Consider the following 13,395-nt stretch of genomic DNA (forward strand, 5'->3'; position numbering starts at 1 on the left):
TCCCGCACTGGTCGGACCTTACTGCGGTGTTTCAGCCGCAGAAACCATACCGTTGATGTCTCCGGGTTTCAGGCCGATTTCTGCCAGCAGGGAGTCCATCAGAGGCGCCTGGGCACGGTAGCGCAGGGCACTGTTCACGACCTGATCAGCGAGAGAACCGGATTCCGGTTTTTCGCCGTATGGGGTAGCACTCTGGCCCATACCGTTGACATGCAGGATCTTGATATCACTGATCTGTTCCATCGGTTTGACGCTCTGGGCAATGATATCGGGCAGTTGTTTGATCAGTTCCAGGCGTACCTGCATGGCGATCTGATCCGGTGCCAACAGGTTGGCGGCTTCGTTGATGGCGCGCTGCCCCTCAGCTTCAACCTCATAGCTGCGGGCTTTGGCTTCAGCCATCAACAGTTCGGCCTCGGATTGGCCTTTGGCTGTCAGGCGATGTTCTTCGGCGCGTGCCTGGGCGGCCACAAGTATCGCATCGGACTGATCCTCGGCTGCCTTCTTCTCGGCTTCGGCTGACACAAGAATCTGAATCGCTTCCTTTTCGGCTTGCTGGCGCGCATTGACCAGCTCGACCGCTTTGGCTCGTTCAGCGCGCTCGGTTTCGCGCACCGTCATAACACCTTCTTCCTCTCTGACAGCCAGTGCGCGTGCTTTATCTGCTTCGGCCTTGGCTTCCGATTCGGCACGTGATTTTTCGGCGATGGCAATGGACTTTTCCTGAGAGGCCAGCTCGACAGCTTTCTGACGACCAATCTCGGCCTCTTCCACTGCACGCTGCTTGGCGATATCCATCTCGCGTACAGCGCGTTCCTTGACGATATTTTCGTTCTCGATATCGCGTTCGGAAGCGATCCTTTTCAAGTCAATTTCACGCTGTGAAGCAATCTGGGCTTCTTCTGCCTCTCGCTTCTTTTCAGCTTGTTCACGGGCTATCTCAGCTGACTGAGCAGCTCGGCGTACAGAGATCTCGCGCTCCTGCTGTAGCTTGGCGTACTCCTCTTCACGCGAGATTTCCAGTCGTGCACGCTCCGCTTCCAGGTTCTTGCTGCGAATGGCCAGATCTGTTTCCTGCTCGATATCGTTGCGAATCTTGCGGCGCGACTCAATTGCCTGGGTCAGTTTGGTCAAACCTTCCGCATCAAAAGCGTTTTGTGGATTGAAGTGCTCGAAAGCGGTCTGATCCAGTCCGGTTAGGGAGACAGATTCCAGCTCCAGACCATTTTTCAGCAGATCCTCCGATACAACAAGCTGTACCTTCTGCACGAAATCAACACGCTTCTCGTGCAGCTCCTCCATTGCCATTTCGGCCGCGACCGAACGCAAGGCATCAACAAATTTACCTTCGACCAGCTCTTTCAGCTCGTTGGGATTGGTAGTCTTGAGGCCGAGGGTCTGGGCGGCATTGGCGATGGAGTCAGAAGTGGGTTTAACACGCACATAGAACTCGGCAGTGACATCGGCACGCATGCGATCACGGGTGATCAGTGCCTGTTCGTTGGCCCGGCGTACCTCTAGTCTCAGGGTGTTCATATTGACCGGGATGATCTCATGTAGTATCGGCAGCACGATCGCACCACCGTTCATGATCACTTTTTCACCCTGGAATCCGGTGCGAACGAAAGAGACCTCTTTGGTGGCGCGCTTATACAACCGAGCCAGAATCAAACCCAGTGCTATCAGTGCAACCAGTACGGTACCAGTACCGGTAAGAAGATCGGTAAAGTCTAACATTTCCTTGTTTTCTCCATGAATATAACAATCAGCTAATCAGTAAGGTGTTGGTTGGGATTAGTTATTCCCCTGTACAGCCATTCCTGGCGTGACAGGATCAGCACTTCAGTGCCTTGTGGTAGTTCTGTGGAGGGGTCATCCGGTTCTATCTGAACATAATGGCTATAGCCATGCTGGTCTCGTACTCGTGCCTGGGCTGGCATGCCGGCACGTGCGGTGCCGAGGGTGATAGTCGCGATACGACCGACCAGACTGTCGGCACTGATGGCTGTTGTTTCATCTCGCGGCAAGATGCGCTCAATCAGGCCGCTGATCCCGCGCACCAGAGGCAGGCAGAGGACAAGCACTAAAGGCGCAGCAATCCAGGCTGGTAGCAGGCTGCCGGACAGGTCAAGCCAGCGAGCCTGGATGAACAAGCCGAGCAGTCCGAAGCAGAGCAGAAACACGATCAGGAGCATCATGAGAGGCACTCGTCCCAGACGCAACCAGCCCAGCAGCTTGCTCAGAGGTCCGGTTGCTTCGCTGCCATCGAGTCCTTCCGCTCCGCCCAGCCAGCTATCTGGAATCAGAGCTTCCAGGGCAGATGACAGGCCCTGCCCCAGCAAGAGTGCAGCGACTTCCAGTACGGCAATCATCAGCATCAGCAGCAGGGCGCCGGTAAACAGGCTGTTCTCTGCAGCCAGTAGCTGCGACATTATGACTTGCCTGTTTTCAGCGCGGCCAGCCGCTCAGCAATGCGGTTATGTCGACTCAGTTCTTCCAGCTCAGCCAACTGGCTGGACGAGCGCCCGCTCTGGCCTGCGCCAGGAACACTGGTCGCCTTTTCCAAAATGCGATCGAACGTATCAGACGCTTTTTCAACCCGGCGCTCGGTGCTCTTGTCATGTAGTTCAGCGCCCGGGCTGCCACTGGCGACCTGTGCTTTCTGTGCCTGTTCAAAGGCAGACAGTTCGGCTTTCATATCGCGTTTTTTGGCCTGCAGAGCTTGAATGAAACTCTCCAGCTCCTTTTCGCGCGCAGTACAATCAGCCAGGCTGTTTTCCAGAATCGGAATGCGGGCTTCGATATCGATCTGTTCGGCGATACCTGCTTCGGCCAGGTCGTCGCGACCACTCGAGACGGCTATTTCAATCTGTTGTGCGAGGGTGTCATGGCGGCTGTTTTCCTGCATCAGCTTTTTGCTGGCCAGATGCTTCTGTGCAATCTGCTGGCCCAGCTCTGTGCGGGTATCATCGATCGCAGAGTCTATTTCGCGGATCGCCTGTTCCATGGTGCTGGCAGGGATACTGTTTTCAACGCCGTCGACCAGGGCATTCAGACTGCCACTGACCAGGCGTGCAACGCGGCGGGTAATGCTTTCACTCATATATCGCTCCTTGAACCACTAAAGGGTTTTATTCCATTCAAGCTGCTGGGAACAGGAGGCAATAACGGTGATCCCGCCGTTCCGTGGCAGAGTGAGTCTTAAAGGGGAACTGCTTGGGAGCAGTTGGTGGTAAGTTGCCATAAACCGAATAACTGCGCCAGTCTAAATTGAACGACACCTGAAGATTTTTTATTCGATAGGTGATTCCCGAATATCCGGGATGAGAAAAAATCAGGATTGCGCTCGTCCTGGCTATTTCGAACAGTCAGATAACTTTAGACCTACACTGTTATGCACACCGTTACTTACTCTGGAGACAGTCATGGATTACCACGCTTACCGTCACGCCTTGGCCCATCATTTAGAGGGCAGTGAACTGCCTTTTCCCACCGATGAGTTATATCACCGATTGGTACGTACCCGATCTCTGATGATAGAAAATGGACGCGATGCCCTGCTGCTGACCGACCCTGCCGATATTTTTTACCTGACTGGCTATCACACTTTTGAGGTGTCTGTGCATACCGCGCTGGTGGTTACCGCTGAGCGGATAGTTCTGCAGGTACCGTCGATAGAGACCGGCCCGGCCGTTGTTACAGCAAGGGTAGACGAAATAATCGGCTACCGCTGGGAAGATCTCAACGAAGTCATCGAACCACTGTTGGCCTTGCTGTCACCCTACCAGTATATAGGCCTGGATGTGTGTTCTGCCGGTTTGCGGAACGCCATCATTCAACCTCTGTTAAATCGTCTGGGTAAAGCACGTTTTCATGATGATGGTGGTGTATTGCTGGATAGTCAGCGTCTGGTCAAGAGCGAAGCTGAGCTGAGCTACCTGCGCGAGAGTGCACGTATCACTTCGATCGGGCTACGAGCTGCCGAGGCCATCATTGAACCCGGTGTCACCGACAACGCTGTGGCTGCAGAGGGCGCCCGGGCCATGCTTGCCGCTGGCAGCGAGTTCATGAGCCTGCAGCCGATTGTCACCAGTGGTCAGCGCATCAGCGTGATCCACGTTAATCATAAACGCACTCATATTGAGGCTGGAGACCCGGTCTTTCTTGAATTTGGCTCAGCCTATCACCGCTATACGGCACCGATGATGCGTACCGCAGTAGCGGGCAGAGCCACGGCGGAAATGCATGAAATCGCAGAAGCGTGTCGCACCATCTATGCAGCCCTGAAAGAAACGATGCATCCGGGTAACACCTTTGATGATGCGGCACAGGCTGCCGAAGCAGCGCTGGCGCCGTATGCGGATCGCGTGTTTTTCTCAGGCGTGTTCGGCTACTCGGTGGGCGCACAATTTCCACCCAGCTGGGTGGAAGGCACTGGCTATATTGCCCGTGGCCTCAAACACCGCTTCGAGGAAAACATGGTATTCCACCTCCCTCTGTGCCTGCGCCTGCCTGGGGTATGGGGTGTCGGCCTCAGTGACACTGTGCAGGTTACAGCCAAGGGTGGAGTAGCCATCACAGACAATGATTGGCAGATCAACGAGCGTGGTTGACTGACTGCCCGATCTCCCTCGATTGCCAGGAGTCTTGGCTGAAACTGGCTTATCCCAGATAATTTTCTGATACTGTCAGTCATCACAAGACTAAAAAGGAGATCATTATGTCTGCACATGTTTATAAACTTATCGAAGTGGCCGGTTCTTCGACAGTCGGTACGGATGATGCGATCCGTTGCGCCATTGCCAAGGCTGCGGAAAGCGTCAAACATATGGATTGGTATGAGGTGATTGAAAATCGTGGTCATATCGTGGATGGAAAAGTGGCACATTTTCAGGTGGTGGTTAAAATCGGGTTCCGACTCGAATAAGGATTACCAGCTGCATGTACCGACATCTGCCTTCACTCAATCTGCTGCGCTCCTTCGAAGCGGCCGGGCGGTTACTCAGCTTCAAAAAAGCGAGTGAGGAGTTGCATGTCACACCTTCCGCGATCAGCCATCAGGTCAAGGAGCTTGAGGAGCATCTGGATGTCCGGCTCTTTGTTCGGCTGAATCGTGGACTGGAGCTGACTGCGAAAGGGGAGAGTTATCTGCAAGAGGTATCTCGGGCACTGCAGATCCTGTCAGTCGCGACCCGGGATCTGCGTCCTGCCCGGCTCAAGTCATTACGGATCAGCAGTATCCCCTCATTGGATTCGGATGTGATTGCACCGCGTCTGCATCAGTTGCAGAACTTGATTCCGGGCATCGGCATCAAGGTGATAGGTGAAGCGCGAGTGCTGGATATGGAGGCGGCTCAAGTGGATGTGGCCATTCGCTTCAAGCGCGATCCGGTAGTCGCCTCGGATATGAGGCTGATGGATCTGTATGCCACACCTGTCTGTCGGCCAGCGCTGGCTGAGCAGATCCGCCTGTCTCCTGAAACGCTTCTTGAACAACCCAGCTACCGCTCTATCGGTGATGATCTGTGTTGGTCACAATGGTTTGCTCAGCAGGGATGGCAGGCACCGGAGTCGGAATCCTCAACGCAATTTAATGCCAATCGCAGCGCATTGAATGCGGTCAGGCAGGGCGACGGTGTCTGTATGGGCTATTTGCCACTGGTCGTGGACTGGCTTGAGCGTGGGACGCTGGTCGCTCCTTTTCCTGACCGTCGTATTCTGTTCGGGACCATCTATGCGGTGGTTCGGCCCTCTGTTGCCGGATACCCAGAGGTTCAGCAACTGGTAAGTTGGCTCAAGGGACTGTTGGCTGAATACGAAAGCCGCTACGAAGCCTATATGAAAACCTTGTAAGAACCTTCAGCCCTTCAAAACTATGTTGCCTTAAAAACTATGGTTACTGTATCAGGTGAATTTTACTCATCTGATATCTTGAATAGCTCGTTTGTCACAGGGCTCTGCTATTACGTAATCTGCCATGAAGAGAGCATTCAGGATAACCGTTAGACACAGTTATTGGTTGAGTGCTGCAGTATCAGACAGGAGAGGGCGTGATGGTTAAAATCAGTTCCAGAACATTGATGGCGCGAGACGGTTATCCATTGGCTGTGCGTTGGTTTGAACCTGCCGAGTCGGATGCGAAGATTACACTTCTGATCGGCTCGGCAACTGCTGCTCCACAGACCTACTATGATCACTTTGCAACCTTCCTGGCGCGTCAGAAGATCAGAGTGGTGACGTTTGACTACAGAACGATTGCCGCCAGCCATCATACCGAGTGGGCAGGGGATGATCCCACGATGCTGGACTGGGGAAGTCTGGATCTGGCATCACTGATTGATTGGGTCAGTGATGCATGGCCACAGACCTCTTTGCTTTATCTCGGGCATTCGATAGGTGGGCAGTTACTGGGGTTGACCGATAATCATCATAAGGTCAGTGGTGCCCTGATGGTGGCCTCGCAAAATGGCTACTGGAAAAACTGGCCGACAATCAACCGCTGGCGTCGTTGGCTGGACTGGTATCTGCTCGTGCCGCTGACTTTGCGAATTTATGGTCGCTTACCCAGCTTTCTGATCGGTGGAGACGGGCTGTCCGGCTCAGTAGCTCGGGAGTGGAGCCGCTGGTGTCGCCATCCGCAGTTTATTCATGATCAGGAGGGTAATGTTTTCCAACATAAATTCGCGGAAGTGAAAACGCCGATGGAGCTCTGGGCCTTCTCGGATGATCTCAGGTTTGCACCGGAACCGGCTGTACATGCGCTGGCCAGATATTATGCGAATGCACCGACGCAGGTGCGCCTGATGACGCCTGAGGAGTTTGAGATGTCAGCAATAGGCCATTTCGGTTTTTTCCGGCGCACAGTAGCGAGGCCCTTGTGGGATCAGGTGGTTGAGTGGCTGGAACCGCATCAGATCTCCATGATCATGGAAGAGGAGCCGACATTTCAATCAAAAAGCGCGTAACACCGCTTGTCGAAGTCACGCTTATCTGGCCGCCATGCGCAGTGATGATGGCGCGCGTGATGGCCAGCCCCAGCCCTGAATGTTCTGTTGCAGTATCTCGGGCTGGATGGGCACGATAAAAGCGATCAAAAAGATAGGGAAGGTGTTCTTCGGGTATCTCTTCACCCTGATTCTCGACAGCAACCCGAACGCTATCTCTATGGGTAGTTATAATCAGCTTAATGTCAGAATCGGGTGTTGCATGGCGTATGGCATTGGATAAGAGATTGGACAGAGCGCGAGTCAGCATGACTCGATCTCCTGCTACCTCTGCTGTGCCTTCAACGCTGATCTCTACTGATGACTCTGCCGCCAGTGGTTCGAAGAATTCAATTATGCGCCTGATTTCAGTTGAGAGGTTGATTGTCTCGCGCAAGGGAATGATCAGACCATTGTCCGCCTTGGCAATAAACAGCATGTCTGAAATCATGCGCGCCAGTTTCTCATACTCCTCCAGATTGGAACCCAGCAGATCGCGGTACTCTTCCGGTGTGCGTGCGCGAGACAGGGCAACCTCGGTCTGTATCATCAGATTATTCACCGGTGTGCGCAGCTCATGCGCAATATCGGATGAAAAATTGGACAGGCGCTGAAAGGAGTTTTCCAGTCTCTCAAGCATCGCATTGAGCGATTGTGTCAGGGGTAACAGCTCTGCCGGAACTTGCTCTAATGGCAGGCGCTCATCCAGTCTGACCGCGGATACCTTGGTTGCCAGTGCCGTCACTTTACGCAGTGGCGCGAGTCCCTGTCGGGCGGCAAACCATGCCAGTACAGTCATGATCAGGAAAAAGAAAACGACGAAGCTCCATACCAAACGATTGAAATAGTTCAGGAACTCATCATGGTGGGTGATATTCAGATCGATGGTGAGAGCGATGTGGCTATCCGGCAATGTAGCTGGAATCTGCGCCGTAGGAAATATGCCACTGAGTCGTCTGAAACTGTGCCCGTCTTGCTGCCAGGTTGTCAGCTCCGGCGCGGTGGATCTATCGGGTGTGTCTGTCTGTGAGCTTGAACGGATGGCAGAGACCATCACATGATGAGTCTGCAGGGTGTTGAGCTGGGTCAGCAGGTGATCCAACGCATCCGGGGTCTGAGCGGTTGCCAGTTGTTGCTTGATAAACCCCAGACGGCTATTTAACTCGGTCGTGTCCTGTTCGATAAAGTGTCGATCAATGGCCAGTGACAGCAGCCAACCCGACAGCAGCAATACCAGAGTAGCGGCGGTGGTAAAGAGTAATACCAGGCGAACGGTGAGAGATATCGGTTTTATCATGCTATTGATTCGCGTCAGGGTCTTCCAGCACATAACCCATGCCACGGACATTGCGGATCAGTCTGGGAGAAAAAGGGTCATCCACCTTGGCACGCAGACGTCGCACGGCGACCTCAACGACATTAGTGTCACTATCGAAGTTCATATCCCAGACCAGTGAGGCGATCAGTGATCGTGGCAGAATCTCCTCCTGTCGACGCAGCAGCAGTTCAAGCAGAGCAAACTCTTTTGGTGTGAGAGTAATACGCTGCCCGGCGCGATGAACGCGGCGGCGCAACAGGTCCATTTCAAGATCACCTGCTTTCAATATTTCGACCACAGGTGCCTTGCTGCGACGAGACAATGCCCGTACACGAGCGAGCAATTCAGAGAAAGCGAAGGGCTTGATCAGGTAGTCATCAGCACCCAGCTCCAGCCCCTGCACGCGATCCTCTACCTGATCACGTGCAGTCAGGAACAGAACCGGCATGTCGTGACCAGCTCGACGTATTGTTTCCAGCACTTTCCAGCCGTTCATGCCGGGCAGCATGACATCCAGTATCACCAGGTCATACTCCCCCTCCAGTGCCATGTGCAGGCCATCGGGTCCATTTCGGGCAAGATCTGTGATAAAGCCCGCTTCGATCATGCCTTGCAGGAGGTAGTCGCCGGTTTTGGGTTCGTCTTCAACGATCAGTATACGCATGCCTTGTATTCTCAGGGGCCAGCGCAAGACACGCAAGCAGTTAAGTGAAAGATTACAAAGTTGTAATGCAGCGGTAAAAGTTCAGTCGGTATCTGCCCCCTATACTCGGTCAGGTAGTGAGACTGTTAACGAAATGCACTGACAAGGGCGCTCTTACACAAAGCTCTTATAAAGAGCCTCTACAGAGCGCAGGGGATACAGCATGGCTTCAGATAAACACTTTACAACGCGTCGTGGATTTATAGCGGCGATGGGGTTTGGCGGCGTCAGCCTTTATGGTTTGTGGGCTGCCTATGGCGCAGCACCTGGTCCACTCGCACTGCTTGGAATGGGACAGCATGGGAATCATGTAGAAGGGGAGGCAGGTCACGCAGCTCATAAAGGGCATGGTGCAGCAAGTGGACCGGGTGTGGAGGAGTTCAATCGCCTGAACGCAACCTTCATGGAGCACTATCGTCTGCCGGACGGCACGGTTCATCCGCGCCAAATGGCGCTGATGCCTGGAGCTGCTGAGGGCGTGATCGATCACGGTGCTATGGATCAAGGTGCTATGGATCAAGGTGCTATGGATCACAGCACGATGGCTCATGGCAGTATGGCTCACAATGCCATTGAGCAGGAATCAACTGCTCCGCAGCAGGAGGTGCTGGATGTCTATCTGGCCGCTGGCATGTGGTATTACCAGCCGAACAAGTTACGTCTGGATGTCGGGCAACCCTATCGATTCAGAATGATGGCAGTGGATGTCTCCCATGGTGCGTCAATTCAGTTCGGCCAGGGTGGTCGGATTGTGCGTCTGCGTCCAGGTCGTTTAACCGAAATGGCGATCACGTTTAATGAACCGGGTAAATATCTGGTGTATTGCACTGTCTTTTGTGGGGCTGCGCACGATGTGATGCAGGCTACTCTGGAGGTTGTATGAATAATACCTGTATAGATCGATATACAGATCGATATACCGATCGATTTGCTGCACTGGCGATGTCTGACCGGCGTTTACTTGCCCTCATGAGCGCTGCCTCTCTGGTTATATTGGTGCTCGGAATTATGGGTGGGCTAATGACGGCGCTGGCCCGAGGAGGCTTTATCGATATCCTGAACACCACGGGCTATCGTTGGCTGACACTGCATGGTGTCAGTATCTTCTTTTACTGGTTATTCATCGCGCAGGCTGCTCTGCTGCTGGGCTTCGCAGCCATTGAGCGGGGCAGAGGACTGGTTCTTAAAGCGCTCGCCTGGTTTGGTTTTGTCACGATTCTGGTGGGTTTTGGCTTGAGTATGGTCGGAATTCAGCAAGGAATGCCGCTTCTTTATGACGGCGCACCGCAGTTGGCCAGACATGCACCGCGAGACTTGCTGGTATTCAATCTGGGCTATCTGTTGCTGGGGCTGGGCTTGATGGTATTGCCTCTTTCAGCCATTGCCACACTGATCGAACCGCGTCGCGCCGGGCGTCAGGAGCAACTGTCAGCCGTCGGTTTTGCACTGTTCACCTGGGCAGGTTTTCTGATAGTCAGCGGTTTTGCCGCTATCTACACGTTTTTGCCGGGCACGCTCTGGGCCTTGGGTCTGGGTGATTTTCCAGTTAATCATGGTACCAACTGGCATATTGTTTTCCACAATATGCATTACCTGCCACTGATGGCAACGGTGATTCTCTGGTATATCCTGATCCATGCGCTGACAGGTGTGAAATCGGTGTTTGGTGAGCGTTTTTCCAAAATCGTGTTTGCACTGTATCTGGTTTTCGTGCCCCCGACATCGCTCTATCATATGTTTCTTGAGCCGGACCTTCCTGAAATCGTGCGTGTGGTCGGTTCGCTACTGTCCCTGTTTGTCAGTGTCCCGACCCTGACCGCCTTTTTGATTATTGTCGCCTCACTGGAGGTGTATGCGCGCAGTCAGGGCGGGCGAGGACTGTTTGGCTGGATACGTTTGCTACCCTGGCGTAATCCATCGATGTCTGCGATTGCCGTGGCGGTGCTCAGCATGGGGTTGGGAATCACCTTTGCGTTCGTTCTGATACAGGAGCAGTTAGCACCTCTGCTGTCTGATACCTTTTTTGTACCAGGCTACTTTCACTTCTTCACGGTTGGCACCGTCAGCCTGACCTTGCTGGCTGCGTTGCAGGTGATGCTGCCGGGGCTGGGGGGCAGAGCGGCCTGGCGTCCGGAACTGATGCGATTACTGCCCTGGTTGGCGTTTATCGGTCTGTTGCTGTTTGGTGGTGCAGGTGTCGCAGCGGGCTATCTGGGTGTACCACGCAGAGTGATGGATATGGCTTATCAGGGCCAGGCCCCGGAGATGTGGCAGATCTTGATGGCTACAGTAGCAATTGGCGGTAGCATTATGGCACTTGCCCTGATCTTATTTGCAGTGGGTGTTGCGGTCTCGCTGTTGCCGCGCCGTCAGCCACTGTCAGAGCAGGCTGGCTTAACCGTGGACTGGAGCCACCATGTGGTGAGCCCAGGGCTACGCGCCGTGACAGGGCCTTTATCAGTGCTGGTGATTGTGTTGGCCATGTATGGTTTTACCATCATCGGTTTTGAAATAATGCAAGCATTACCCGCTACCACCTCCGGTGGCGGTGGCCATTGACAGGAGTATATGACAATGAATGAAGATTTCTGGCTCATCGTCCCGATTGTTGCTGTCTGGGCTCTGCTTGCGCTGGCCTATGCTCTGGCTCCCTGGGGGGACATGATCGGTTATGCCTGGGTATGGGGATTTGGCTCACTGCTGTTTACGGTACTGGCTGCGCTGCTGGTAGCGAGGCCGATGGCTGCAGCAGACGCTGGATTGAAAGCAGATCAGTAGAGATCATGGCTGCCTGATTGTCGACAGGTGTATAGTATTCAGTAATACCGAGATCAAGAGGAATTTATATGTTTTATCGATTACCACACTGGAGCCGATATGGGTTGCTGCTTCTGTTAACCATACCACTGATTCTGGTTGGTCTGCGGTTTATGCCGGCTTCATCGAATACTGATTTCATGCAGCCGGCCAAATCAATTTCTCATCTGCATGGACTGGGCGTGGATGCTGTCAATGACCGTATTTTGCTGGCAACGCATCATGGTCTGTTTGCGCTGGTAGATGGTGAGCTGTTCCAGTTGGGGGATAACCGGGATGACTTTATGGGCTTCTCGCAGCATCCGCATGATCCAGATATCATTTACGCCAGTGGCCATCCTGCCCGTGGCGGCAATATGGGGGTGATTAAATCGGAAGATGGTGGGCGCAGCTTCACCCGACTTTTCCCTGGGATGGATGGTGAAACAGTCGATTTTCACACCATGACGATCAGTGCTGCCGATCCTGAAGTGCTTTATGGCAGTTTTGCCGGGCGTTTGTATCGCAGCGTGGATGCGGCTGTCAGTTGGAGCTTTGCTGTCGCAGAAGGGCTCCCGGCGCAGGGTTTTTGCTGGGGTGCCCCCTGTCTGGCGGCCGATGGCACAGGACGTGATACGGTCTATGCCGGTACTCCACAGGGAATATGGATGTCTGAAAATCTGGGTGAAAGTTGGGTGGCTGTGACCGGCCAGACGGGTGCTGTGGCGGGAGTGGGCAGCAGTATGCACCAACCCGGTGTGTTGTTTGCACACACTGAAGCCTATGGCGTTGCCCGCTCTGCAGATGGTGGACAGAGCTGGGAAACCCGCAATACGGGCCTGCAACTGGAGGCAAATGATGTGGTGTTTGCCTTTGTCTTCCACCCTCAATTACCTGACAGAGTCTATCTGGCGACAACCGGTAATCAGGTCTATGTCAGCGATGACCAAGGCGGTAACTGGGTCAAGTTACTGTAGCTGCGAGTAGACACCTTCTTCAACGCTTAAATCACAGGTGGGAAATTATTTATTCCCACCTGTCGATCCTGCTTCTTCCCACACGACTTAACTATGAACTCAAACACAAAATGGCTGTACAGGATGCAGGCATCACTTGGTCAGTTGGGTTCTGGTGTAATCAAACAGTGATGACAGAGGGAGAAGCAAGATGTCTTATGTCGATGGTTTTGTGGCGGCTGTGCCAACTCAGAACAAAGAACAGTATCGTAAGCACGCTGCAGAGGCGGGCATGGTGTTCAAAGAGCATGGTGCAGTGAGTTTTGTGGAGTGCTGGGGTGACGATGTCCCTGAAGGGAAAGTCACGTCCTTCCCGATGGCAGTTAAATGCCAGGCCGATGAAACGGTGGTTTTTTCCTGGATCACCTGGCCATCACGCGAGATCAGGGATGCTGGTATGAAAAAAGTCATGGAGGACGCCCGTATGAGTCCGGAAAATAACCCCATGCCTTTTGATGGTAAACGGTTGATATACGCTGGTTTTGTGCCGATCGTAGAGATCTGATCTACTCAAGGCTGGTCATCGTCATGCTTGTTATGGTGATGGTGTCCATGCCCTTGATCGTTTGAAATCTTCAT

General features: G+C 53.5%; 14 protein-coding genes. 9 read left to right on the forward strand and 5 right to left on the reverse strand.

Going from position 1 to position 13,395, the window contains the following annotated elements:
- Positions 1-18: 18 nt before the first annotated feature.
- Genes ACK3CJ_RS06305 through ACK3CJ_RS06315 form a run of 3 tightly spaced genes read right to left on the reverse strand, consistent with a single transcriptional unit; the run spans position 19 to position 3,103 of the window.
- Positions 19-1,737, reverse strand: a complete 1,719-nt coding sequence (locus ACK3CJ_RS06305; RefSeq protein WP_409525597.1) for a flotillin family protein — start codon at positions 1,735-1,737, stop codon at positions 19-21.
- Between the two features lie 32 nt (positions 1,738-1,769).
- Positions 1,770-2,432 carry a YqiJ family protein gene (locus ACK3CJ_RS06310; protein WP_409525598.1) on the reverse strand — a complete coding sequence of 221 codons (663 nt, stop codon included), beginning with the start codon at positions 2,430-2,432 and terminating at the stop codon, positions 1,770-1,772.
- Positions 2,432-3,103, reverse strand: a complete 672-nt coding sequence (locus ACK3CJ_RS06315) for a PspA/IM30 family protein (protein WP_409525599.1) — start codon at positions 3,101-3,103, stop codon at positions 2,432-2,434. The genes ACK3CJ_RS06310 and ACK3CJ_RS06315 overlap by 1 nt, the downstream gene beginning before the upstream one ends.
- Positions 3,104-3,425: 322 nt before the next feature.
- Between ACK3CJ_RS06315 and ACK3CJ_RS06320 the strand changes: the two genes are divergently transcribed.
- The 4 genes from ACK3CJ_RS06320 to ACK3CJ_RS06335 all read left to right on the forward strand — a co-directional run bounded on the left by ACK3CJ_RS06320 (position 3,426) and on the right by ACK3CJ_RS06335 (position 6,965).
- Complete coding sequence (locus tag ACK3CJ_RS06320; protein WP_409525600.1) at positions 3,426-4,613, forward strand: M24 family metallopeptidase; 1,188 nt, start codon at positions 3,426-3,428, stop codon at positions 4,611-4,613.
- A 107-nt stretch (positions 4,614-4,720) separates the two neighbouring features.
- The gene (locus ACK3CJ_RS06325) at positions 4,721-4,927 is read left to right on the forward strand and encodes a dodecin (RefSeq protein ID WP_409525601.1); all 207 of its coding nucleotides are present in this window, start codon (positions 4,721-4,723) and stop codon (positions 4,925-4,927) included.
- A 14-nt stretch (positions 4,928-4,941) separates the two neighbouring features.
- Positions 4,942-5,853, forward strand: coding sequence for a LysR family transcriptional regulator (locus ACK3CJ_RS06330; protein ID WP_409525602.1), 912 nt, complete (start codon positions 4,942-4,944; stop codon positions 5,851-5,853).
- 200 nt (positions 5,854-6,053) lie between these two features.
- On the forward strand, positions 6,054-6,965 hold the full coding sequence (locus ACK3CJ_RS06335; protein WP_409525603.1) for a serine aminopeptidase domain-containing protein: 912 nt from the start codon (positions 6,054-6,056) through the stop codon (positions 6,963-6,965).
- Here ACK3CJ_RS06335 and ACK3CJ_RS06340 read toward each other — a convergent pair.
- Entirely contained in the window at positions 6,925-8,280 is a 1,356-nt protein-coding gene (locus tag ACK3CJ_RS06340) for a heavy metal sensor histidine kinase (protein WP_409525604.1), read from the reverse strand. The two genes, ACK3CJ_RS06335 and ACK3CJ_RS06340, sit on opposite strands and share 41 nt — an antisense overlap.
- Before the next feature lies 1 nt (position 8,281).
- On the reverse strand, positions 8,282-8,965 hold the full coding sequence (locus tag ACK3CJ_RS06345; protein WP_409525605.1) for a heavy metal response regulator transcription factor: 684 nt from the start codon (positions 8,963-8,965) through the stop codon (positions 8,282-8,284).
- Between the two features lie 202 nt (positions 8,966-9,167).
- Here ACK3CJ_RS06345 and ACK3CJ_RS06350 point away from each other — a divergent pair, with 202 nt between their 5' ends.
- From ACK3CJ_RS06350 to ACK3CJ_RS06370, 5 genes are all read left to right on the forward strand, one after another.
- The gene (locus tag ACK3CJ_RS06350; protein ID WP_409525606.1) at positions 9,168-9,887 is read left to right on the forward strand and encodes a hypothetical protein; all 720 of its coding nucleotides are present in this window, start codon (positions 9,168-9,170) and stop codon (positions 9,885-9,887) included.
- Positions 9,884-11,563, forward strand: coding sequence for a cbb3-type cytochrome c oxidase subunit I (locus ACK3CJ_RS06355; RefSeq protein WP_409525607.1), 1,680 nt, complete (start codon positions 9,884-9,886; stop codon positions 11,561-11,563). The genes ACK3CJ_RS06350 and ACK3CJ_RS06355 overlap by 4 nt, the downstream gene beginning before the upstream one ends.
- Before the next feature lie 15 nt (positions 11,564-11,578).
- Complete coding sequence (locus ACK3CJ_RS06360; RefSeq protein WP_409525608.1) at positions 11,579-11,782, forward strand: hypothetical protein; 204 nt, start codon at positions 11,579-11,581, stop codon at positions 11,780-11,782.
- A gap of 68 nt (positions 11,783-11,850) precedes the next feature.
- Positions 11,851-12,777, forward strand: coding sequence for a WD40/YVTN/BNR-like repeat-containing protein (locus tag ACK3CJ_RS06365; protein WP_409525609.1), 927 nt, complete (start codon positions 11,851-11,853; stop codon positions 12,775-12,777).
- 190 nt (positions 12,778-12,967) lie between these two features.
- Positions 12,968-13,321, forward strand: a complete 354-nt coding sequence (locus ACK3CJ_RS06370; RefSeq protein ID WP_409525610.1) for a DUF1428 domain-containing protein — start codon at positions 12,968-12,970, stop codon at positions 13,319-13,321.
- Positions 13,322-13,395: the final 74 nt, after the last annotated feature.

The sequence above is a fragment of the Nitrincola salilacus genome, from assembly GCF_046271865.1.
Lineage (GTDB): Bacteria > Pseudomonadota > Gammaproteobacteria > Pseudomonadales > Balneatricaceae > Nitrincola > Nitrincola salilacus.

Bases quoted from the DNA above. Each gene is read 5' to 3' on its own strand.
- ACK3CJ_RS06325 (WP_409525601.1), top strand. From the start codon at position 4,721: ATGTCTGCACATGTTTATAAACTTATCGAAGTGGCCGGTTCTTCGACA.
- ACK3CJ_RS06355 (WP_409525607.1), top strand. From the start codon at position 9,884: ATGAATAATACCTGTATAGATCGATATACAGATCGATATACCGATCGA.
- ACK3CJ_RS06370 (WP_409525610.1), top strand. From the start codon at position 12,968: ATGTCTTATGTCGATGGTTTTGTGGCGGCTGTGCCAACTCAGAACAAA.
- ACK3CJ_RS06335 (WP_409525603.1), top strand. From the start codon at position 6,054: ATGGTTAAAATCAGTTCCAGAACATTGATGGCGCGAGACGGTTATCCA.
- ACK3CJ_RS06340 (WP_409525604.1), bottom strand. From the start codon at position 8,280: ATGATAAAACCGATATCTCTCACCGTTCGCCTGGTATTACTCTTTACC.
- ACK3CJ_RS06315 (WP_409525599.1), bottom strand. From the start codon at position 3,103: ATGAGTGAAAGCATTACCCGCCGCGTTGCACGCCTGGTCAGTGGCAGT.
- ACK3CJ_RS06310 (WP_409525598.1), bottom strand. From the start codon at position 2,432: ATGTCGCAGCTACTGGCTGCAGAGAACAGCCTGTTTACCGGCGCCCTG.
- ACK3CJ_RS06320 (WP_409525600.1), top strand. From the start codon at position 3,426: ATGGATTACCACGCTTACCGTCACGCCTTGGCCCATCATTTAGAGGGC.
- ACK3CJ_RS06330 (WP_409525602.1), top strand. From the start codon at position 4,942: ATGTACCGACATCTGCCTTCACTCAATCTGCTGCGCTCCTTCGAAGCG.
- ACK3CJ_RS06305 (WP_409525597.1), bottom strand. From the start codon at position 1,737: ATGTTAGACTTTACCGATCTTCTTACCGGTACTGGTACCGTACTGGTT.
- ACK3CJ_RS06360 (WP_409525608.1), top strand. From the start codon at position 11,579: ATGAATGAAGATTTCTGGCTCATCGTCCCGATTGTTGCTGTCTGGGCT.
- ACK3CJ_RS06350 (WP_409525606.1), top strand. From the start codon at position 9,168: ATGGCTTCAGATAAACACTTTACAACGCGTCGTGGATTTATAGCGGCG.
- ACK3CJ_RS06365 (WP_409525609.1), top strand. From the start codon at position 11,851: ATGTTTTATCGATTACCACACTGGAGCCGATATGGGTTGCTGCTTCTG.
- ACK3CJ_RS06345 (WP_409525605.1), bottom strand. From the start codon at position 8,965: ATGCGTATACTGATCGTTGAAGACGAACCCAAAACCGGCGACTACCTC.